General features: G+C 59.2%; 25 protein-coding genes. 13 read left to right on the top strand and 12 right to left on the bottom strand.

The annotated features are described in order from the left end of the window. Positions 1-140 precede the first annotated feature (140 nt). Entirely contained in the window at positions 141-620 is a 480-nt protein-coding gene (locus tag QOL81_RS17830) for a hypothetical protein (protein ID WP_084827503.1), read from the top strand. Between the two features lie 64 nt (positions 621-684). On the opposite strand, the gene sspB is transcribed toward QOL81_RS17830, so the two are convergent. The 5 genes from sspB to zapE all read right to left on the bottom strand — a co-directional run bounded on the left by sspB (position 685) and on the right by zapE (position 4,386). Then, positions 685-1,185 carry a ClpXP protease specificity-enhancing factor gene (gene sspB, locus QOL81_RS17825; RefSeq protein ID WP_004937084.1) on the bottom strand — a complete coding sequence of 167 codons (501 nt, stop codon included), beginning with the start codon at positions 1,183-1,185 and terminating at the stop codon, positions 685-687. Between the two features lie 5 nt (positions 1,186-1,190). Beyond that, positions 1,191-1,832: a stringent starvation protein SspA gene (gene sspA / locus QOL81_RS17820; protein ID WP_004937082.1), complete on the bottom strand. Its 642-nt coding sequence runs from the start codon at positions 1,830-1,832 to the stop codon at positions 1,191-1,193. Positions 1,833-2,157: 325 nt separating this feature from the next. Then, complete coding sequence (gene rpsI / locus QOL81_RS17815) at positions 2,158-2,550, bottom strand: 30S ribosomal protein S9 (RefSeq protein WP_004937080.1); 393 nt, start codon at positions 2,548-2,550, stop codon at positions 2,158-2,160. Between the two features lie 15 nt (positions 2,551-2,565). Continuing rightward, positions 2,566-2,994, bottom strand: a complete 429-nt coding sequence (gene rplM, locus QOL81_RS17810) for a 50S ribosomal protein L13 (protein ID WP_004937079.1) — start codon at positions 2,992-2,994, stop codon at positions 2,566-2,568. A gap of 264 nt (positions 2,995-3,258) precedes the next feature. Beyond that, positions 3,259-4,386 carry a cell division protein ZapE gene (gene zapE, locus QOL81_RS17805; protein WP_060424675.1) on the bottom strand — a complete coding sequence of 376 codons (1,128 nt, stop codon included), beginning with the start codon at positions 4,384-4,386 and terminating at the stop codon, positions 3,259-3,261. Positions 4,387-4,617: 231 nt separating this feature from the next. Between zapE and zapG the strand changes: the two genes are divergently transcribed. From zapG to degS, 3 genes are all read left to right on the top strand, one after another. Further along, positions 4,618-5,019 carry a Z-ring associated protein ZapG gene (gene zapG, locus QOL81_RS17800; RefSeq protein ID WP_004937074.1) on the top strand — a complete coding sequence of 134 codons (402 nt, stop codon included), beginning with the start codon at positions 4,618-4,620 and terminating at the stop codon, positions 5,017-5,019. 181 nt (positions 5,020-5,200) lie between these two features. Further along, complete coding sequence (gene degQ, locus QOL81_RS17795) at positions 5,201-6,571, top strand: serine endoprotease DegQ (RefSeq protein ID WP_060424673.1); 1,371 nt, start codon at positions 5,201-5,203, stop codon at positions 6,569-6,571. Between the two features lie 88 nt (positions 6,572-6,659). Then, positions 6,660-7,718: an outer membrane-stress sensor serine endopeptidase DegS gene (gene degS, locus QOL81_RS17790; protein WP_019453130.1), complete on the top strand. Its 1,059-nt coding sequence runs from the start codon at positions 6,660-6,662 to the stop codon at positions 7,716-7,718. A gap of 72 nt (positions 7,719-7,790) precedes the next feature. Here degS and murA read toward each other — a convergent pair whose 3' ends face one another. From murA to mlaF, 7 genes are all read right to left on the bottom strand, one after another. After that, a complete protein-coding gene (gene murA, locus QOL81_RS17785) occupies positions 7,791-9,050 on the bottom strand; it encodes a UDP-N-acetylglucosamine 1-carboxyvinyltransferase (RefSeq protein WP_004937068.1) in 1,260 nt (419 codons plus the stop codon). A 55-nt stretch (positions 9,051-9,105) separates the two neighbouring features. Next, the gene (gene ibaG / locus QOL81_RS17780; protein WP_004937066.1) at positions 9,106-9,360 is read right to left on the bottom strand and encodes a BolA family iron metabolism protein IbaG; all 255 of its coding nucleotides are present in this window, start codon (positions 9,358-9,360) and stop codon (positions 9,106-9,108) included. A gap of 140 nt (positions 9,361-9,500) precedes the next feature. Then, a complete protein-coding gene (gene mlaB, locus QOL81_RS17775; protein WP_060424671.1) occupies positions 9,501-9,803 on the bottom strand; it encodes a lipid asymmetry maintenance protein MlaB in 303 nt (100 codons plus the stop codon). Continuing rightward, on the bottom strand, positions 9,803-10,432 hold the full coding sequence (mlaC, locus tag QOL81_RS17770; RefSeq protein WP_084827500.1) for a phospholipid-binding protein MlaC: 630 nt from the start codon (positions 10,430-10,432) through the stop codon (positions 9,803-9,805). The genes mlaB and mlaC overlap by 1 nt, the downstream gene beginning before the upstream one ends. Positions 10,433-10,446: 14 nt before the next feature. After that, positions 10,447-10,995, bottom strand: coding sequence for an outer membrane lipid asymmetry maintenance protein MlaD (gene mlaD, locus QOL81_RS17765; RefSeq protein WP_060424667.1), 549 nt, complete (start codon positions 10,993-10,995; stop codon positions 10,447-10,449). Between the two features lie 4 nt (positions 10,996-10,999). After that, complete coding sequence (gene mlaE / locus QOL81_RS17760; protein WP_004937059.1) at positions 11,000-11,782, bottom strand: lipid asymmetry maintenance ABC transporter permease subunit MlaE; 783 nt, start codon at positions 11,780-11,782, stop codon at positions 11,000-11,002. Between the two features lie 4 nt (positions 11,783-11,786). Further along, positions 11,787-12,602: a phospholipid ABC transporter ATP-binding protein MlaF gene (mlaF, locus tag QOL81_RS17755; protein WP_038879647.1), complete on the bottom strand. Its 816-nt coding sequence runs from the start codon at positions 12,600-12,602 to the stop codon at positions 11,787-11,789. Positions 12,603-12,905: 303 nt separating this feature from the next. On the opposite strand from mlaF, the gene QOL81_RS17750 reads away from it, so the two are divergent. The 9 genes from QOL81_RS17750 to ptsN all read left to right on the top strand — a co-directional run bounded on the left by QOL81_RS17750 (position 12,906) and on the right by ptsN (position 19,687). Next, positions 12,906-13,883, top strand: a complete 978-nt coding sequence (locus QOL81_RS17750) for a calcium/sodium antiporter (protein WP_283439967.1) — start codon at positions 12,906-12,908, stop codon at positions 13,881-13,883. Between the two features lie 16 nt (positions 13,884-13,899). Then, complete coding sequence (gene kdsD / locus QOL81_RS17745; RefSeq protein WP_060440978.1) at positions 13,900-14,886, top strand: arabinose-5-phosphate isomerase KdsD; 987 nt, start codon at positions 13,900-13,902, stop codon at positions 14,884-14,886. 17 nt (positions 14,887-14,903) lie between these two features. Continuing rightward, positions 14,904-15,458: a 3-deoxy-manno-octulosonate-8-phosphatase KdsC gene (gene kdsC, locus QOL81_RS17740; RefSeq protein WP_283439966.1), complete on the top strand. Its 555-nt coding sequence runs from the start codon at positions 14,904-14,906 to the stop codon at positions 15,456-15,458. Continuing rightward, positions 15,455-16,033: an LPS export ABC transporter periplasmic protein LptC gene (gene lptC, locus QOL81_RS17735; RefSeq protein WP_063988600.1), complete on the top strand. Its 579-nt coding sequence runs from the start codon at positions 15,455-15,457 to the stop codon at positions 16,031-16,033. Before kdsC ends, lptC begins: the two co-directional genes overlap by 4 nt. Continuing rightward, entirely contained in the window at positions 16,002-16,541 is a 540-nt protein-coding gene (gene lptA / locus QOL81_RS17730; RefSeq protein WP_025304377.1) for a lipopolysaccharide ABC transporter substrate-binding protein LptA, read from the top strand. Before lptC ends, lptA begins: the two co-directional genes overlap by 32 nt. A gap of 6 nt (positions 16,542-16,547) precedes the next feature. Next, positions 16,548-17,273 carry an LPS export ABC transporter ATP-binding protein gene (lptB, locus tag QOL81_RS17725; protein ID WP_198811421.1) on the top strand — a complete coding sequence of 242 codons (726 nt, stop codon included), beginning with the start codon at positions 16,548-16,550 and terminating at the stop codon, positions 17,271-17,273. Positions 17,274-17,325: 52 nt separating this feature from the next. Beyond that, positions 17,326-18,759: an RNA polymerase factor sigma-54 gene (gene rpoN, locus QOL81_RS17720; protein WP_283439965.1), complete on the top strand. Its 1,434-nt coding sequence runs from the start codon at positions 17,326-17,328 to the stop codon at positions 18,757-18,759. A gap of 23 nt (positions 18,760-18,782) precedes the next feature. Continuing rightward, positions 18,783-19,070 carry a ribosome hibernation promoting factor gene (gene hpf / locus QOL81_RS17715; RefSeq protein ID WP_004937038.1) on the top strand — a complete coding sequence of 96 codons (288 nt, stop codon included), beginning with the start codon at positions 18,783-18,785 and terminating at the stop codon, positions 19,068-19,070. Between the two features lie 155 nt (positions 19,071-19,225). Beyond that, positions 19,226-19,687 carry a PTS IIA-like nitrogen regulatory protein PtsN gene (ptsN, locus tag QOL81_RS17710; protein ID WP_016930212.1) on the top strand — a complete coding sequence of 154 codons (462 nt, stop codon included), beginning with the start codon at positions 19,226-19,228 and terminating at the stop codon, positions 19,685-19,687. Positions 19,688-19,719 lie beyond the last annotated feature (32 nt).

Genomic DNA, 19,719 nt, shown 5'->3' with positions numbered 1-19,719 from the left:
CACATTGCCGGGCCTCTGTTTTTAGCCTGCCACGCTTTGTAACAACCTCCCCTCACCTCACCGCGTCAACGCGCTATAGTATTGAGTTAGCACCATTGCGGGGCGCGGCTGCGCCTGACACCGAGATAAGGATAGCGAACATGAAATGCTCCATTTCCCTGTTGGCCGGCGCAGTGCTGGCCGTCAGTTTCAGCGCTTCAGCCATGGCGCTGGATTCGCAGGAGGTCGGTTACAATATCGAAGCGCGCGGCGCGCGGCCGGTCGTGGCACAGTTGGGCAAGGCCGGGCAGTTCAGCGCCGTGGAAAACAGCATCCGGCTGGGGGACGACAGCTGGATTGCCCTGGCGCCCAAGCTGGCCGGCGGCGGCAATGCCGGCTTCACCGCCGGCATCAAATCGGCGCTCTCCGCCGCCCTGATTTACAATCCGGCGGCGGTGTTGCAGGCGCTCAACAAAGGCAACGATCTGCCGCTCAATGACATTTGCACCGCGCCGCCGGAAGTGCAAGGCGACACCGCCATCACCAGTTTCCGCCAGCGCGCAACCCGCGCCTTGTCCACCGTGCGCGTAGGCGATCTCAGCGCACCGCGCGATGCCTGCATTGCCGCCTTGAAAGGCTGATCCGCTTCTGCCGGGCAAAAAAAAAGCACCCCATAGGGTGCTTTTTCGTTTGTTCGCGCAGGGATTACTTCACCACGCGCAGCGCCGGGCGGCCACCGCGCGGCGGCTGCGGCGGCTCGTCGTCCGGGCCGTTGTCTTCCGCGGTATCCGGGCGATCGCCGTCGATCACCGACATCAGGGTTTCCGAAGGGATCGTCTCATTGTCCAGGCCTTCGAACACGCCTTCGCTCTCGTCGTAGGCGGCTTCCGGTTCGAACATCGTGCCGGCGCCGTTTTCACGCGCATAGATCGCCAGCACGGCGGCCATCGGCACCGAAACCTGACGCGGCACGCCGCCGAAGCGCGCGTTGAACTGCACGTCTTCGTTGCCCAACGCCAGGTTGCCTACCGCGCGCGGCGCGATATTCAGCACGATCTGGCCGTCACGCGCGAACTCCATCGGCACCTGCACGTCCGGGCGAGTCACATCGACCACCAGGTGCGGCGTCAGCTGGTTATCCAGCAGCCAGTCATAGAACGCCCGCAGCAGATACGGGCGACGCGGCGTCATCTGAGACATGTCCATCGCGCTTAGCCCCGGGTTTGCAGGCGCATTTCACGCTCGGCTTCGGTCAGGGAAGCCAGGAAAGCGTCGCGTTCGAAGACGCGGGTCATGTAGCCTTTCAGCTCTTTGGAGCCGGCACCGCTCAATTCAATGCCCAGCTGCGGCAGACGCCACAACAGCGGCGCCAGATAGCAATCCACCAGGCTGAACTCTTCGCTCATGAAATACGGCGCCTGGCCGAAGATCGGTGCGATCGCCAGCAGCTCTTCACGCAGCTGACGACGGGCGGATTCCGCTTCCTGACCGCTGCTCTTCTCGATCTTGTCCATCAGCGAGTACCAGTTCTTCTCGATGCGCAGCATCATCAGACGGCTCTCGCCACGGGCAACCGGGTAAACCGGCATCAGCGGCGGGTGTGGGAAACGCTCATCCAGGTATTCCATGATGATGCGGGATTCATACAGGGTCAGTTCGCGATCGACCAGCGTAGGCACCGTCTGGTAAGGGTTGAGGTCAATCAGATCTTGCGGCAGGTTATCCATTTCGACCTGCTCGATCTCGACGCTGACACCTTTCTCCGCCAGTACGATACGTACTTGATGGCTAAAAATGTCGGTCGGGCCAGAGAACAGCGTCATTACCGAACGTTTGTTGGCAGCGACAGCCATGAAAACCTCCAAGTTATCTAGAAAATACTGCGAATAGCCAACTGACAGGCTGCTATCCTGAATAATCTTGCCGCAGGCCGGCAGCACGCAGCGCGACCCGAGCCCATGAAAAACCGGCCCAGGAGGTCAACTGCACGGCGAACAGGCGCAAAAGTGGGTGATAGTTTACCAGATTTTGCTTGTTTTGTGGGGACGGTGCGGTGAATTCATGTTGAATTGTCTGATCTGCCACAGATTTTAGTCGGGGACGGCGGATTTCAGGCATAAAAAAACCCGGTGAAGCACCGGGTTTTTTGCGTAAATCGCACTGCCGAAGCAGCGAAAATTAACGCTTGGAGAACTGCGGACGACGACGTGCTTTACGCAGGCCGACTTTCTTACGTTCAACCTGACGAGCGTCACGGGTGACGAAGCCAGCTTTACGCAGTTCAGAACGCAGAGTCTCATCGTACTCCATCAGTGCACGGGTGATACCGTGACGGATAGCGCCAGCTTGACCGGAGATACCACCACCTTTAACGGTGATGTACAGGTCCAGTTTGCCAACCATGTCGACCAGCTCCAGCGGCTGACGAACTACCATGCGGGCAGTTTCGCGACCGAAGTACTGTTCCAGGCTGCGCTGGTTGATAACGATGTTACCGTTGCCCGGCTTGATGAAGACGCGAGCGGCGGAGCTTTTGCGGCGACCAGTGCCGTAGTATTGATTTTCAGCCATTGCCATTAATCCCGATTAAATGTCCAGAACTTGCGGTTGCTGTGCCGCGTGATTGTGCTCGGTGCCCGCGTAAACTTTCAGTTTACGGAACATAGCACGACCCAGCGGGCCCTTTGGCAGCATGCCTTTAACCGCGATTTCAATCACGCGCTCAGGACGGCGGGCAATCATCTCTTCAAAGGTCGCTTGCTTGATACCACCGATGTGGCCGGTGTGGTGGTAGTACACTTTGTCTGTACGCTTGTTGCCGGTTACAGCAACTTTGTCAGCGTTCAGAACGATGATGTAATCACCGGTATCCACGTGCGGGGTGTATTCCGCTTTATGCTTGCCGCGCAGGCGACGAGCCAGTTCAGTAGCGAGACGGCCTAAAGTTTTACCATCTGCATCAACAACGTACCAGTCGCGTTTTACGGTTTCTGGTTTAGCTGTAAAAGTTTTCATTAGAAAGCTTACCCAATAATTAGTTACACGTTGGTGAACACCCAAACGCTCGAAAACAGTTGAGGCTCACACGACCATACAAGTCCAGCAAACCTACCCCTTCGAATAGCCATTGCCGGCACTATAAAGTTTTTGGGAAAAAAAACTTTGTTGTAACGTGGGGTCGCAAGATTATAGAGAAGTCGCTCACAAAGATCGAACGGTTTTTGAATGGAAAATAAATTTATCGCCGGCGGCAGGCAACCGGCGATAGGCCCGGCGGACTCAGGGCAGATGCGGCAGCTTGAGGTACTCTTCGCTCTGCATTTCCTGCAGGCGCGACAGGCAGCGCTGGTACTCGAACTTCAGCCTCTCCCCCTGGTAGATCTCGAACATCGACGCCTCGGCGCCGATCACCAGCTTGACGTGTCGCTCGTAGAATTCGTCCACCAGCGCCAGGAAGCGGCGCGCGGTATTCTCTTTCAGCGGCCCCATCACCTGCACATTATACAGGATCACGCTGTGATATAGCCGCGACAGCGCAATGTAGTCCAGCTGGCTGCGCGCCTCTTCGCACAGCGTGTGGAAATCCACCGCCAGCACGCCGTCCACCGAACGGATCGCCTGCAGCGGCCGATGGTTGATCTGCAGCACCGGCGCGTCCTCCCCCGCCTTGCCCGCCAGCTTGACGAACATCCGATCCAGGGTCGCGCGCGTCTGGTCGTTCAGCGGCGTCAGATAGAGGTGCGCCTGGGTCAGGGTGCGCAGACGATAGTCGATGCCGGCATCGACGTTCATCACGTCGCAGTACTCATTGATCAGATCGATTGCCGGCAGGAAACGCGCCCGCTGCAGGCCGTTGCGGTACAGATCGTCCGGCGGGATGTTCGACGTGGCCACCAGCGTGATGCCCCGGGCGAACAGCGCCTGCAGCAGCGTGGCCAGCAGCATGGCGTCGGTGATGTCGGACACGAAGAATTCGTCGAAGCACAGTACGTCGGTTTCGGCCTTGAAGCCGTCGGCGACGATTTCCAGCGGGTTTTCCCGCCCTTGCAGTTCGGTCAGCTCTTCATGCACCCGCAGCATGAAGCGGTGGAAGTGCAGACGCATTTTGCGATCGCCCGGCAGGCTGTGGAAGAACATGTCCATCAGCCAGGTTTTGCCGCGCCCGACGCCGCCCCACATATACAGCCCCTGCACCGGACGCTGCGGCGCCGTTTCGCCGCCCTTGCCCAACAAACGGCTGAGCTTGCCGCGCAGCCCGCCCGCAGGCGCGCTCGCCGCGGGCTTTTGCAGCAGAGCCTGATAAATGCGATCCAGTTGAGCGACGGCCCGGCGTTGAACCTCATCGGCCTGATATTCCCCCGCGTCCAGCGCCTGCTGGTAGCGAGATAACGGTGATAGTGCCTGCATCTGTTCGATGTTCCCTAAGAACGCTTAGAAATTATTTAGCCAACGTTGGCGGCAAGTTGATGCCGATTCGCACCGTTATCGCCACAAATGCCCGCTGCGGGCGCCGTTGAAAACCCTGTAAACACTGGGTGGAAGCGCATCAGGATTCCACTCGGACAAGGTTAACGGTTATAGTGGATATTATTAAGTGAAAAATCCCTGCGGAACAACGAAGTCAAAATAGGAGTCATCATGACCTGGGAGTATGCGCTGATTGGTTTGGTCGTCGGTATCGTGATTGGAGCGGTGGCGATGCGTTTTGGCAACCGTAAATTACGTCAACAACAAGTCCTGCAGAACGAGCTGGACAAGAGCAAAACCGAGCTGGAAGAGTACCGCCAGGAGCTGGTCGGCCACTTCGCCCGCAGCGCCGAGCTGCTGGACAACATGGCTCGCGATTATCGCCAGCTGTATCAGCATATGGCGAAAAGCTCCAACAACCTGCTGCCGGATCTGCCGATGCAGGAGAACCCGTTCCGCTATCGCCTGACCGAAGCGGAAGCGGACAACGATCAGGCGCCGGTGGAAATGCCGCGCGACTATTCTGAAGGGGCCTCCGGCCTGCTGCGCGGTCAAAGCGCACGCCGCGACTGATATTCCTTCTTCGCCCGCGGGGCCACCCGCGGGTTTATTCCCCCTTTGTGCCTTATTGACCTTCCTTCGCATTACCTTTACTGAACTTTGCACGCAAATTCACGGTCTTACCCTTCACTATGACAAGGTGATTGCCTTATCATCAAATTTTCATCGGCAGGTATTGAGAGAGTTATCATCAATGAAGAAAAAGTCTTTAATTCTTAGTGCATTGGCAATGAGCCTCGGCCTGGCGTTCAGCGCCGTACCGGTGGCCAACGCGGCCCTGCCCGTTGCCGTTCAGGGGCAGCCGCTGCCGAGCCTGGCGCCGATGCTGGAAAAAGTCTTGCCCGCCGTAGTGAGCGTGCATGTCGCAGGCACCCAGGTGCAGCGTCAACAGCTGCCGGAAGAGTTCAGACGCTTCTTCGGCCCCAATTTCCCCGGCCAACAGCAGAGCTCCCGCCCGTTTGAAGGGCTGGGTTCCGGCGTCATCATCGACGCCGCCAAAGGCTACGTGCTGACCAACAATCACGTCATCAACAACGCCGATAAAATCCGCGTACAGTTGAACGACGGGCGCGAACTGGACGCCAAGCTGGTCGGCCGCGATGAGCAATCCGACATCGCCCTGCTGCAGCTCAGCGACACCAAAAACCTGACCGCCATCAAGATGGCCGATTCCGACCAGCTACGCGTCGGCGACTTCGCCGTGGCGGTCGGCAACCCGTTTGGCCTGGGCCAAACCGCCACTTCAGGCATCATCTCGGCGCTGGGCCGCACCGGCCTGAATCTGGAAGGGCTGGAAAACTTCATTCAGACCGACGCCTCGATCAACCGCGGCAACTCCGGCGGCGCGTTGGTTAACCTGAACGGCGAGCTGATCGGCATCAATACCGCCATTCTCGCGCCGAGCGGCGGCAACGTCGGCATCGGTTTCGCCATTCCGAGCAATATGGCGCAGAACCTGAGCCAGCAGCTGATCGAATTCGGCGAAGTGAAACGCGGCCTGCTCGGCATCAAGGGCAGCGAAATGACCCCTGACATGGCCAAAGCCTTCAACACCGACGCGCAGCGCGGCGCCTTCGTCAGCGAAGTGCTGCCGAAATCCGCCGCCGCCAAGGCCGGCATCAAAGCCGGGGATATTCTGGTTTCCGTCGACGGCAAGCCGGTGAACAGCTTCGCCGAGCTGCGCGCCAAGGTCGGCACCACTGCGCCGGGCAAAACCCTCAAAGTGGGCCTGCTGCGCGACGGCAAACCGCAGGAAGTCTCGGTCACGCTGGACAACAGCGAGAGCGCCTCGACCAATGCCGAAACGCTGTCGCCGGCGCTGCAGGGCGTTTCCCTCAGCAACGGTGCGCTGCCGAGCGGCGACAAGGGCGTGAAGGTAGAGAACGTGGATAAAGGCTCGACGGCGGCGCAAATCGGCCTGCAAAAAGGCGACGTGATCATCGGCGTCAACCGCCAGCGCGTGGACAGCATTACCGCGCTGCGCAAGGTGCTGGAAGCCAAACCACCGGTGATGGCGCTCAATATCGTGCGCGGTACCGAAACCATTTATCTGCTGCTGCGTTAATTTGTGCAAAAACCGGGCTCGGTGACATACTGCGCCCGGTTAACTCATGCTATCCTCCGAACATCGTTCACCACACCACGAAAACTCCATGTTTGCTAAGCTCTTGCGTTCTGTCGTTATCGGTCTCATCGTTGCCGGCCTGCTGTTGGCTGCCCTGCCCATGCTGCGCTCTTCCAACGGCCTGTTTGCAGAGAAAACCGAGAATACCAGCGACGAAACGCCGGTGAGCTACAACAAGGCGGTGCGCCGCGCCGCGCCCGCCGTGGTGAACATCTACAACCGCAACCTGAACGGCGCCGCCAACGTGCTGTCGCTCGGTTCCGGCGTGATCATGAACGAACGCGGCTATATCATCACCAACCGCCACGTGATCAAAGACGCCCAGCAGATCACCGTGGTGTTGCAGGACGGCCGCCGCTACGAAGCGCTGCTGGTCGGCTCCGACGGCCTGACCGATTTGGCGGTGCTGAAGATCGATCCCGGCAACCTGCCGGTGATCCCGACCAACAAAAACCGCGTTGCCCACGTCGGCGACGTGGTGTTGGCGATCGGCAACCCGTATAACCTGGGGCAGACCGTCACTCAGGGCATCCTCAGCGCCACCGGGCGCATCAGTATGAGCACCACCGGCCGACAGACTTTCCTGCAGACCGACGCTTCAATCAACCGCGGCAACTCCGGCGGCGCGCTGGTCAACTCGCTGGGCGAGCTGATCGGCATCAACACCCTGACCTATGACAAAATCACCGACGGTGAAACGCCGGAGGGCCTCGGCTTCGCCATTCCGATCGAACTGGCCACCAAAATCATGGACAAGCTGATCCGCGACGGCCGCGTGATCCGTGGCTATTTCGGCATTCAGGGCAAGGAGATCATTCCGCTGCGTTCCTCCAATTCCGGCATCGATCGCCTGCAGGGCATCATCGTGACCGAAATTACGCCGAACGGCCCGGCGAGCAGCGCCGGTTTCCAGATCAACGACATCATCATCAACGTGGATAACAAACCGGCGGTATCCGTGCTGGAGACCATGGATCAGGTCGCGGAGATCAGGCCGGGCACCGAGATACCGGTTATCGTACTGCGCGACGGCAAACGCATTACGTTGAAAATGACGGTGGGTGAATTCCCGGAAGACAGCAATTAAAAAAAGGGCCGGCATTGATAGCCGGCCCTTTGATTTTCATCCTGCCGACGCAGCCGCGCCGGCGCTAATCACTTACTCGCCTTTCACGCGCTCGATGTTCGCACCCAGCGCGCGCAGCTTGTCTTCAATACGCTCATAGCCGCGATCGATGTGGTAGATGCGATCGACGACGGTCACGCCGTCGGCGATGCAGCCGGCGATCACCAGGCTGGCGGAAGCGCGCAGATCGGTCGCCATTACCTGAGCGCCGGACAGCTGCTCAACGCCGTGGCAAATCACGGTGTTGCTCTCGATTTCCGCGTGCGCGCCCATGCGGATCAGTTCCGGCACGTGCATGAAGCGGTTTTCGAAGATGGTCTCGGTGATGACGCCGGTACCTTCCGCCACCAGGTTCAGCAGGCTGAACTGGGCCTGCATGTCGGTCGGGAAGCCCGGGTGCGGCGCGGTGCGCACGGTGACCGCTTTCGGGCGTTTGCCGTGCATGTCCAGGCTGATCCAGTCTTCACCCACTTCGATATCGGCACCGGCTTCGCGCAGCTTGGCCAGCACCGCATCCAGCGTGTCCGGACGGGTGTTGCGGCACATCACTTTGCCGCCGGAAACCGCGGCGGCGATCAGGAAGGTGCCGGTCTCGATGCGGTCAGGCAGCACGCGGTACACGCCGCCGCCCAGACGCTCGACGCCCTCGATGGTGATTTTGTCGCTGCCGGCGCCGCTGATCTTCGCGCCCAGCGTGTTGAGGAAGTTGGCGGTATCGACAATTTCCGGCTCACGCGCGGCGTTTTCGATAACGGTGGTGCCGGTCGCCAGGGTCGCGGCGCTCATGATGGTCACGGTCGCGCCCACGCTCACCTTGTCCATGACGATGTGCGCGCCCTTCAGGCGGCCCTCGACGGACGCCTTGACGTAACCTTCTTCCAGCTTGATCTCGGCACCCAACTGCTCCAGGCCGGTGATGTGCAGATCGACCGGACGCGCGCCGATCGCGCAGCCGCCCGGCAGGGAAACCTGGCCGCGGCCGAAGCGCGCCACCAGTGGCCCCAGCGCCCAGATGGATGCGCGCATGGTTTTCACCAGATCGTAAGGGGCACAGAACTCGTTTACCCCGCTGGCGTCCACGAAGACCGAACCGTTGCGCTCAATCTTGGTACCCAACTGGTTGAGTAGTTTAATGGTGGTGTCGATGTCCTTCAGCTTAGGGACATTCTGCAGCTCGACCGGCTCTTCCGCCAACAGGGCGGCGAACAGGATCGGCAGGGCGGCGTTTTTGGCCCCGGAAATAGACACTTCACCACTCAGGCGAGTCCGACCCTGCACACGAAATTTATCCATCTGACTACTCTCTGTTATCTAATCTGAAGCTGCCCGCCCGGCAGGGCAAACAGCCTTAAAATCCGTTGAGTTTGCGGTCTCGCTGCCACTCTTCAGGGGTGTACGCCTTGATAGACAAGGCATGAATGCGGTTGTCCGCAATGTATTCCATCAGCGGTGCGTAAACCGTCTGCTGTTTTTTGACGCGGCTCATACCGGCGAACAGTTCACCGACCACGATCGCCTGAAAATGGCTGCCGTCGCCCGTCACATGTACTTCATCCAGTGCCAATGCCTGCATCAGCACGTCTTTAATCTCGTTGGTTTCCATAGTATCCAGTTCTGCCGCTAAAGGATCATAAACAGCCTAGTATCTTAGTGGAATACGATGTTTTCTTAAACTAAAGAAAAAGCCCCTGCGTAACAGGGGCTTTGTATCGTTTTACCACGCAAGGGCGGCGTAAAACGCCGCTAACCGGCGGTATCGACAGGCATTATCGCCTGCAGGTTGTAGAGCGCGATCAGCGTTTTCAGGCGCTCGGTGGCGCCGAAAATTTTTAGCGCTACGCCGCGCTCGCGCTGCTCTTCCTGCAGATGCAGCAACAGCGCCAGCCCGGCGGAGTCCACCCGCTCCAGTTGCGCCACGTCGATCGCGGTTTTATCCGCCATCAGCGCATCGCGCTGCCGCCACAGCGGCTGCAGCGTTTCCCGGTCCAGTTCACCGCGCAGGATCAGCGTCTGCTGCTGTGATTCGAAGCTGAGCGCTGCCGACATCAGTTTTTCTTGTCCAGCGTAATAGGCTGCGCGGCGGCGGCCTGCAGCTGTTTGGTCAGGCCATCGATGCCCTGAGTACGCAGCGTGGACGCCCACTCGTTCTGCTTGGTGGTGATCATGCTGACGCCTTCGGCGATCATGTCATACGCCTGCCAATAGCCGGTTTTGCTGTTCTTGCGCCATTGGAAATCCAGACGTACCGGCGGACGGCCGCCGTTGTCGATGATGGTGACGCGAATGGCCACGATGTCGGCATTGCCCAGCGGCTGTTCAGGCGCGATCTGGTAAGTCTGGCCGTGGTACATCGCCAGCGCCTGGCCGTAAGCCTGCTCCAGGTAAGACTGGAAGGCGGTGAAGTACGCTTCGCGCTGCGCAGGCGTCGCGTCTTTGTAGTAACGGCCCAGCACCAGCGCGCCGGCGTATTTCACCTGCACGAACGGCATCAGTTCCTGATGCACGATGGAGCGCAGGTAGTTCGGGTCCTGCTTGATCTTCGGCTGTTCGTTCTTCAAACGGCTGAAGGTCTTCTGCGCCGCGTCTTGCATCAAGCTGTAAGGATTGGTTTGGTCGGCTGCGCTCGCCAGCGGTGCAACCACCAGCAGAGCCACCATCAGTAAACGTTTAAACATGCAGGTATCCTCTCTTAATGATTTGGAACAGCGGGTTGCGGTGCGGCGCCGGCAGCCGGCTCAGCGGCCGCGTCTCCCGATTTGGCGCTGTCCTGACCGCCGCTTTTATACAGGAACTGGCCGATCAAATCTTCCAGAACCATGGCTGACTTGGTGTCCTGGATGGTGCCGCCGTCTTTCAGAATGGTGGTGCCCATGTCAGGATCTTCGAAGCCCACGTTAAGCGCCAGATATTGCTCGCCCAGCAGGCCGGAGGTGCGGATCGCCAGCGAGCTGGTATCCGGGATTTGGTCGTACTTTTTCTGGATATCCAGCGCCACGCGCGGCGTGTAGGTTTTCGGATCGAGCTCGATGTCCGCCACGCGGCCGATCACCACGCCACCGATCTTCACCGGCGAACGCGGTTTCAGGCCGCCGATGTTGTCGAACGTCGCGTAAATGCGGTAGGTCGGCTCGCTGCCGATCGATTTAAGGTTCGCCACCTGCAGGCAGATAAACACGATGGCGCACAGCGCGATCAGCATAAATGCCCCAACCCAGATTTCACTCTTCTTCGTTTGCATCGAATCAATTCCCAAACATCAGTGCTGTCAGCACGAAATCCAATCCCAACACCGCCAGTGACGAATGCACCACGGTACGCGTCGTCGCCCGGCTAATCCCTTCAGAGGTAGGCACGGCGTCGTACCCGTTGAAAATGGCAATCCAGGTTACGGTAATGGCGAATACCACGCTTTTGATCAGGCAGTTGAGCAGATCTTTTTTCCACTCCACGGCACCCTGCATCGCCGACCAGAAGAAGCCGCTGTCGATGCCCTTCCAGTCCACGCCGACCACCGAGCCGCCCCAGATGCCGATCGCCACGAAAATGATGGTCAACAGCGGCATGCTGATGAGCCCCGCCCAGAAGCGCGGCGCCACGATGCGCCGCAGCGGATCGACCGCCATCATTTCCAGGCTGGAGATCTGCTCCGTCGCCTTCATCAGGCCGATTTCCGCCGTGAGCGCGGAACCGGCGCGGCCGGCGAACAGCAGCGCCGTCACCACCGGCCCCAGTTCGCGCAGCAGCGACAGCGCCACCATCATGCCGAGGCTGGCCTCGGCGCTGTAGGTGGTGAGCACGATATAGCCCTGCAGGCCCAGCACCATGCCGATGAACAGCCCAGAGACCATGATGATCAGCAGCGACTGCACGCCGACGCTGTAGAGCTGTTTCAACAACAGCGGCCACTGCTTGCCGGGTTCCGGCCGGCCAATCAACGCGTTGAACAGCATCAACCCGGCGCGGCCGAAGCTGGCGCTGGTGTTGATGCCACTGCGCCCCAAGGACGCTAACGCTCTTAATAACATGAGCTTATTTACTCCCTAAGCCTAGCAGTTCGGTCTGATAATCCCCGGCCGGGTAACGGAACGGCACCGGCCCATCCGCTATACCATCCAGGAACTGGCGCACGCGCGCATCAGGATTGTTCTGCAATTGCTGCGTGGTGCCTTCGGCGATCACCCGGTGATCGGCCACGATGTAGGCGTAGTCGGCGATGCTCAGCACCTCCGGCACGTCGTGCGACACCACGATGCAGGTAATGCCCAGCGCATGGTTCAGCTCATCGATCAGCTTGACCAGCACGCCCATGGTGATCGGATCCTGGCCGACGAAGGGTTCGTCGAACATGATCATCTCAGGGTCCAGCGCGATCGCGCGCGCCAACGCCGCCCGGCGCGCCATGCCGCCAGAAAGCTCATTGGGCATCAGCTGGGCCGCACCGCGCAGCCCTACCGCCTCCAGCTTCATCAGCACCGTGCTGCGCAGCAGGGGTTCAGGCAGGTTGCTGTGCTCGCGCAGCGGGTAGGCCACGTTTTCGAATACGGTCAAATCGGTGAACAGCGCGCCCGACTGGAACAGCATGCTCATCTTTTTGCGCGCGTCGTATAACTGACGGCGGGACAACGCGGGAATGTTGTCGCCGTCGAACCAAATCTCCCCGCTGTCCGGCGTCAGCTGGCCGCCTATCAGGCGCAACAGCGTGGTTTTGCCGATGCCCGATGGCCCCATGATTGCCGTGACCTTGCCTCGGGGCACCGTCAGGTTGATGTCTTCAAATATCCGCCGGTCGCCGCGCGAGAAGCTCATGTCGCGCACTTCGACCAAATTATCTGCCTTATGGAGCATGTTAATGGACCCTTTACGACTCATCTGTTGCTGAATCTACCCGTGATGTTAAAGCAATGGGCTCAATCCGTCTCATCTTTACAAAAACTTACTGCCATTTCGCGACCAATGGTGCCATTGGTTTTACTTTTCCGCGCCACCCGGTCAAAATTGGCGCCATAACGAAAAAAAACGAAACTGTTCAACTATTAGCCGGGAAAAACCGTTGCTGTAGCTCTAACGCACGCAACGGAGGGCAAGCAATACCGCCGCATTGACGGCTTTAACCAACGAACCGGGATAATACCCGACAAAGGACCCTGCATGTTTCTCGCGATAGCATTATTAATCGTTGGTTTATTTCTACTGGTGTATGGTGCAGACCGCTTAGTTTATGGTGCTGCCGTGATTTCCCGCTCGCTCGGCGTCCCGCCGTTGATCATCGGCATGACCATCGTCGGCATCGGCACTTCGCTGCCGGAGCTGATCGTGTCCACCACCGCCGCGCTGAACGGGCAGATAGATATGGCCGTTGGCAACGTATTAGGTTCCAACATTACCAACATTTTATTGATCCTGGGCGTGGCGGCGCTGATTCACCCGCTGGCCGCGCGCTCCGAGATACTGCGGCGCGAACTGCCGCTGATGTTAGCGGTCACAGTATTGTGCGGTTTCGTGTTGATGGACGGCACCCTGAGCAGGCTGGACGGCGTACTGCTGCTGGCCGCCGCCGCCGGCTTCATCCTGCTGATGCTGAAAATCGCCCGGCTGGCGCAGCGCGAGGGCAGCGACAGCCTGACCATGGAACAGATCGCCGAGCTGCCGCAGGACAGCAGCAACACCGTGGCGGTGCTGTGGCTGGTGTTGGCGTTTATCATTCTGCCGCTCTCTTCCAGGATGGTGGTCGATAACGCGACGGTGATTGCGCACTATTTCGGCCTGAGCGAACTGGCGGTCGGCTTGACCATTATCGCCATCGGCACCAGCCTGCCCGAACTGGCCACCTCCATCGCCGGGGCGCTGAAGGGCGAGGATGATATGGCGATTGGTAATATCATCGGCTCCAATATTTTCAACACGGTGATCGTGCTGGGCGTCCCCGCCCTGCTGTCGCCGGGTAGCGTGGACACCGCCGCCTTCCAGCGCGATTACTGGGTGATGCTGGCGGCCAGCGTGCTGCTGAGCGTGCTGTGCATCGGCCGCAAGCACCGCATCGGCCACCTGGCGGGCGCGCTGTTATTATGCGGCTTTATTGCGTATCTTGCGGTGCTGTTCTTTAACCCTTTCAGTACTTTCGGCTAAACCGACGGGAATGAGTATGTCGAACATTGAGTTGCAACCGGGCTTCGATTTTCAGCAGGCCGGCAAAGAAGTGCTTCAGATAGAGCGTGAAGGGCTGGCTCAGCTCGACAGCTACATCAACGCAGACTTCACCCGCGCCTGCGAAACGATCGCCGCCTGCGGCGGCAAAGTGGTGGTGATGGGCATGGGCAAATCCGGCCATATCGGCTGCAAGATCGCCGCGACCTTCGCCAGCACCGGCACCCCCTCATTCTTCGTTCACCCGGCGGAGGCCAGCCATGGCGATTTGGGCATGGTCACCCCGCAGGACATCGTGCTCGCCATCTCCAACTCCGGCGAGTCCAGCGAGATCCTGGCGCTGATCCCGGTATTGAAACGCCAGCAGATCACCCTCATCTGTATGACTAACAATCCGGAAAGCTCGATGGGCAAAGCGGCGGATATCCACCTGTGCATCAAGGTGCCGCAGGAAGCCTGCCCGCTGGGGCTGGCGCCGACCACCAGCACCACCGCCACGCTGGTGATGGGCGATGCGCTGGCCGTCGCGCTGCTGAAAGCGCGCGGTTTCACGCCGGAAGATTTCGCGCTGTCGCATCCGGGTGGCGCACTCGGCCGCAAACTGCTGCTGCGGGTTAGCGATATCATGCACAGCGGCGGCGAAATGCCCCACGTCAGCGCCGACGCCTCGTTGCGCGACGCGCTGCTGGAAATTACCCGAAAAAATCTGGGCCTGACGGTGATTTGCGACGATCTGATGAAAATCGCCGGCATCTTCACCGACGGCGACCTGCGCCGGGTGTTCGACATGGGCATCAACCTGCACGAGGCGAAGATCGCCGACGTCATGACGCCGGGCGGCGTGCGGGTGCGCCCCAACATCCTGGCGGTCGATGCATTGAACCTGATGCAACAACGCCACATCACCGCGCTGCTGGTTGCCGATGGCGACCAGTTGCTGGGTGTGGTACATATGCATGACATGCTGCGCGCCGGCGTCGTTTAATTAAGGAATAGAACGGAATGGGTATGGTAGAAACCTGCTACGGGCCGGTAGAACAAGAGGTTATGGCGCGTGCCGGGAACATCCGCCTGTTGATTTGCGACGTTGACGGCGTGCTGTCGGACGGCCTGATCTTCATGGGCAACAACGGTGAAGAATTGAAAGCGTTCAACGTGCGCGACGGCTACGGCATCCGCTGCTTGAAAACCTCGGACATCGAGGTGGCGATCATCACCGGTCGCTCCGCCAAGCTGCTGGAAGACCGCGCGCAGACGCTCGGTATCACCCATCTGTATCAGGGGCAGTCCGATAAGCTTTTGGCCTTCCGCAAACTGTTGGATAAACTGTCGTTAACGGCGGATCAGGTCGCCTATATCGGCGATGACCTGATCGACTGGCCGGTGATGGCGCAGGTCGGCCTGGCGGTCGCGGTGGCGGACGCCCACCCGCTGCTGACGCCGCGCGCCCACTACGTCACCCGCATTGCCGGCGGCCGCGGCGCGGTGCGCGAACTGTGCGACATCATTCTTTTGGCTCAAAATAAGCTGGAGGACGCCAAAGGGCTGTCGATATGAGTAAAACCAAACTGTGGATCACCATCCTGTTGACGGTGATCGTTCTGGCGCTGATCGGCTGGAACATGACGGATTTTAGCGACGACACGGCCCCTGGCCCGGTCAACGATAAGGATCCGACCTACCAGAGCCAGCACACGGTCACCGTGGTGTACAACCCGGCCGGCAAGCTGAATTACAAACTGGTGGCGGAAGACGCGAAGTATTACACCGCCGGCGAGCTGAGCTGGTTCACCCAGCCGGTGATGACGCTGTTCGATGAGAATGCGGTGGCCACCTGGTCAGTTCGCGCCGATCGCGCCAAACTGACTAAAGACCGGATGCTGTATCTGTATGGTCACGTCGAGGTAAACAGCCTGACCACCACCTCGCAGCTGGAAAAAATTAAGACGGACAACGCTCAGGTAAACCTGGTCACCCAGGACGTCACCTCCGATGACGAAGTCACGCTTTACGGGACCAATTTTACCTCTAACGGCATGAAAATGCGTGGGAACCTGCGGACCAAAACCGCTGAGCTGATTGATAAGGTTAAGACCAACTATGAAATTCAGAACCAAAAACCAACTCCGTAACCTGTTGCTCGGCAGCTTAGTTTTGGCCGCCAGCGCCCCCGCACTGGCGCTGAAATCCGACTCCAGCCAGCCGGTGAGCATCGACTCGCTCAAGCAGTCGTTGGACATGCAAAGCAACGTCAGTACCTTCACCGACAACGTGGTGATCAAGCAAGGCACCATCGATATTCGCGCCGATAAGGTGGTGGTCACCCGTCCGGGCGGAGATCAGAATAAGACCTATATTGAAGCGTTCGGCAACCCGGTAACCTTCTACCAGATGCAGGACAGCGGCAAGCCGGTCAAAGGCCACGCGCAGAAAGTGCGTTACGACGTGGCGACCCAGCTGGTGACCCTGACGGGCAACGCCTATCTGGAGCAGCTCGACAGCAACGTGAAAGGCGATCGCATCACCTATCTGGTGCAACAGCAGCAAATGCAGGCGTTCAGCGATAAAGGCAAACGCGTGACAACGGTTCTGGTACCGTCGCAGTTGCAAGACAAAAACGGGCAAAAAAAGAGTAACTAATCACTTATGGCAACACTCATCGCAGAAAACCTGGCGAAAGCCTACAAGGGCCGTAAAGTTGTCGAAGACGTCAGCCTGAAAGTGAAATCCGGCGAGATCGTCGGCCTGCTCGGGCCGAACGGCGCCGGTAAAACCACCACCTTCTACATGGTGGTCGGCATCGTGCCGCGCGACGCCGGGCGCATCGTGATCGACGAAGAAGACATCAGCCTGCTGCCGCTGCACGCCCGCGCGCGCCGCGGCATCGGATACCTGCCGCAGGAAGCGTCGATCTTCCGCCGCCTGAGCGTGTACGACAACCTGATGGCGGTGCTGGAGATTCGCCCCGACCTCACCAGCGAACAACGCGAAGACCGCGCCAAAGAGCTGATGGAAGAGTTCCACATCTCCCATCTGCGCGACAACCTCGGCCAGGCGCTGTCCGGCGGTGAACGCCGCCGCGTCGAAATCGCCCGCGCGCTGGCGGCCAACCCGAAATTCATTCTGCTGGACGAACCCTTCGCCGGGGTGGATCCGATTTCCGTTATCGACATCAAAAAAATCATCGAGCACCTGCGTGACAGCGGCCTGGGCGTGCTGATCACCGACCACAACGTGCGCGAGACGCTGGACGTATGTGAACGCGCCTACATCGTCAGCCAGGGCAAACTGATTGCCCACGGCACGCCGGATGCTATTCTGGCCGACGAGCAGGTAAAACGCGTTTATCTGGGCGAAGAGTTCCGCCTCTGAGCGCCGGCGCGCCCTGCGGGGCGACACCGTTAACGGAAGTAGACAGAAGACTATGAAGCAAGGTTTGCAACTCAGGCTCAGCCAACAGCTGGCCATGACTCCTCAGCTCCAGCAGGCGATCCGCCTGCTGCAGTTGTCCACGCTTGAGCTTCAGCAAGAGATCCAGCTGGCGCTGGAGAGCAATCCGCTGCTTGAACAGACCGATCTGCACGACGAAATCGACGCCAAAGAAATCCAGGAGACCGAGGGGCTCGATACCCGCGAGGCGCTGGAACAGAAAGACATGCCGGAAGAGCTGCCGCTGGACGCCACCTGGGATGAGATCTACACCGCCGGCACGCCGTCAGGCACCGGCACCGACTACAGCGACGACGAGCTGCCGGTCTATCAGGGCGAGACTACCCAAACGCTGCAGGATTACCTGATGTGGCAGGTGGATCTGACGCCGTTCTCCGATACCGACGCCGCCATCGCCACCTCCATCGTCGACGCGGTGGACGACACCGGTTATCTCACCGTGCCGCTGGAAGACATTCTGGAAAGCCTGGGCGACGAGAACGTGACCCTCGAGGAAGTCGAGGCGGTGTTGAAGCGCGTGCAGCGTTTCGATCCGATCGGCGTCGCCGCGCGCGATCTGCGCGATTGCCTGCTGGTGCAGCTCTCCCAATACGCCAAAGACACCCCTTATCTGGCCGAAGCGCGGCTGATCATCAGCGACAATCTGGATCTGTTGGCCAACCACGACTTTCGCAGCCTGATGCGATCAACCCGGCTAAAAGAAGATACACTGAAAGAAGCGATGCTGCTGATTCAGTCGCTCGATCCGCGCCCGGGGCAGTCGATCAATACCGGCGAATCGGAGTACGTAATTCCGGACGTGCTGGTGCGCAAAACGCAGAACACGTGGACGGTCGAGCTCAACGGCGACAGCATACCGCGTTTGAAGATCAATCAGCAGTACGCCGCGCTGGGCAACAGTGCCCGCAGCGAAGCCGACGGCCAGTTCATCCGCAGCAACCTGCAGGAAGCCAAGTGGCTGATTAAAAGCCTGGAGAGCCGCAACGAGACGCTGCTGAAGGTCACCCGCTGCATCGTCAGCCAACAGCAGGCGTTCTTCGAGCAAGGCGAAGAGTTTATGAAACCCATGGTGTTGGCGGATATCGCCCAGGCCGTGGAGATGCATGAATCGACGATCTCGCGCGTCACCACGCAGAAGTTTCTGCACAGCCCGCGCGGCATTTTCGAATTGAAATATTTCTTCTCCAGCCACGTGAATACCGACAGCGGCGGCGAAGCCTCCTCGACGGCGATCCGCGCGTTGGTGAAGAAATTGATTGCGGCGGAAAACCCCGCCAAACCACTCAGCGACAGCAAGCTGGCCACCCTGCTCTCCGATCAGGGGATCATCGTGGCGCGGCGCACCGTCGCCAAGTACCGAGAGTCTTTGTCCATCCCGCCGTCGAACCAGCGTAAACAGTTGGTTTGACCTCTATTGAGAAGGAAGACACTATGCAGCTCAACATTACCGGACACCACATCGAAATCACCGATCCGTTGCGCGAGTTCGTGAACAACAAGTTCGCCAAACTCGAACAGTATTTTGATCGCATCAATCAGGTGTATGTTGTATTAAGTGTGGAAAAAGTGCAGCAAATTGCGGAAGCAACGGTGCACGTGAATGGAGGCGAGTTGCACGCCACCTCGGAAGACGAGAATATGTATGCCGCAATTGATACGCTGATCGACAAATTGGCACGTCAATTGAACAAACATAAAGACAAATTGAAGCAACACTGACACCCTAACCCATTCCGTGAGGTTGCCTCCGTCGCAGCCTCGCCCTTCGGCGCGTGACCCGCATGGGTGACGCGCCGAACGGTAATCAGGGTTAAAACCGACGAAAAACCGCCTTGCCGGGTGCGCCCGGCGGCGCGGTTTTAAGTGAAGATGAGATGAACAACGAATATATGCAATTAAGCTCGGTGTTAAACATCGAGTGCACCAAAAGCTCGGTACACTGCACCAGCAAGAAGCGGGCTTTGGAAATTATCAGCGAACTGGCCGCCAAACAGCTCAATCTGCCTTCGCAGGTGGTGTTTGACGCGGTTCTCACCCGGGAACGCATGGGCAGCACCGGTATCGGCAACGGTATCGCCATTCCCCACGGCAAACTGGAAGAGGACACACTGCGGGCCGTTGGCGTGTTTATCCGTCTCGACCAACCCATCGCTTTCGACGCTATCGACAACCAGCCGGTCGACCTGCTGTTCGCGCTGCTGGTGCCTGCCGATCAGTGCAAAACCCATTTGCATACCCTGTCGCTGGTCGCCAAACGCCTGGCCGACAAAACCGTATGCCGCCGCCTGCGCGCCGCGCAGAGCGACGAAGAGCTTTACCAAATCATCACCGAGTGAGGCCCGGCCGGCGTGACTTCCAGCCCGGATAA

This window comes from Serratia sp. CC22-02, from assembly GCF_900182895.1.
GTDB classification, from domain to species: Bacteria; Pseudomonadota; Gammaproteobacteria; order Enterobacterales; family Enterobacteriaceae; genus Serratia; species Serratia nevei.
Note: the sequence above shows the minus strand (reverse complement) of the source record. Positions and strands in the feature narration are given on the sequence as shown.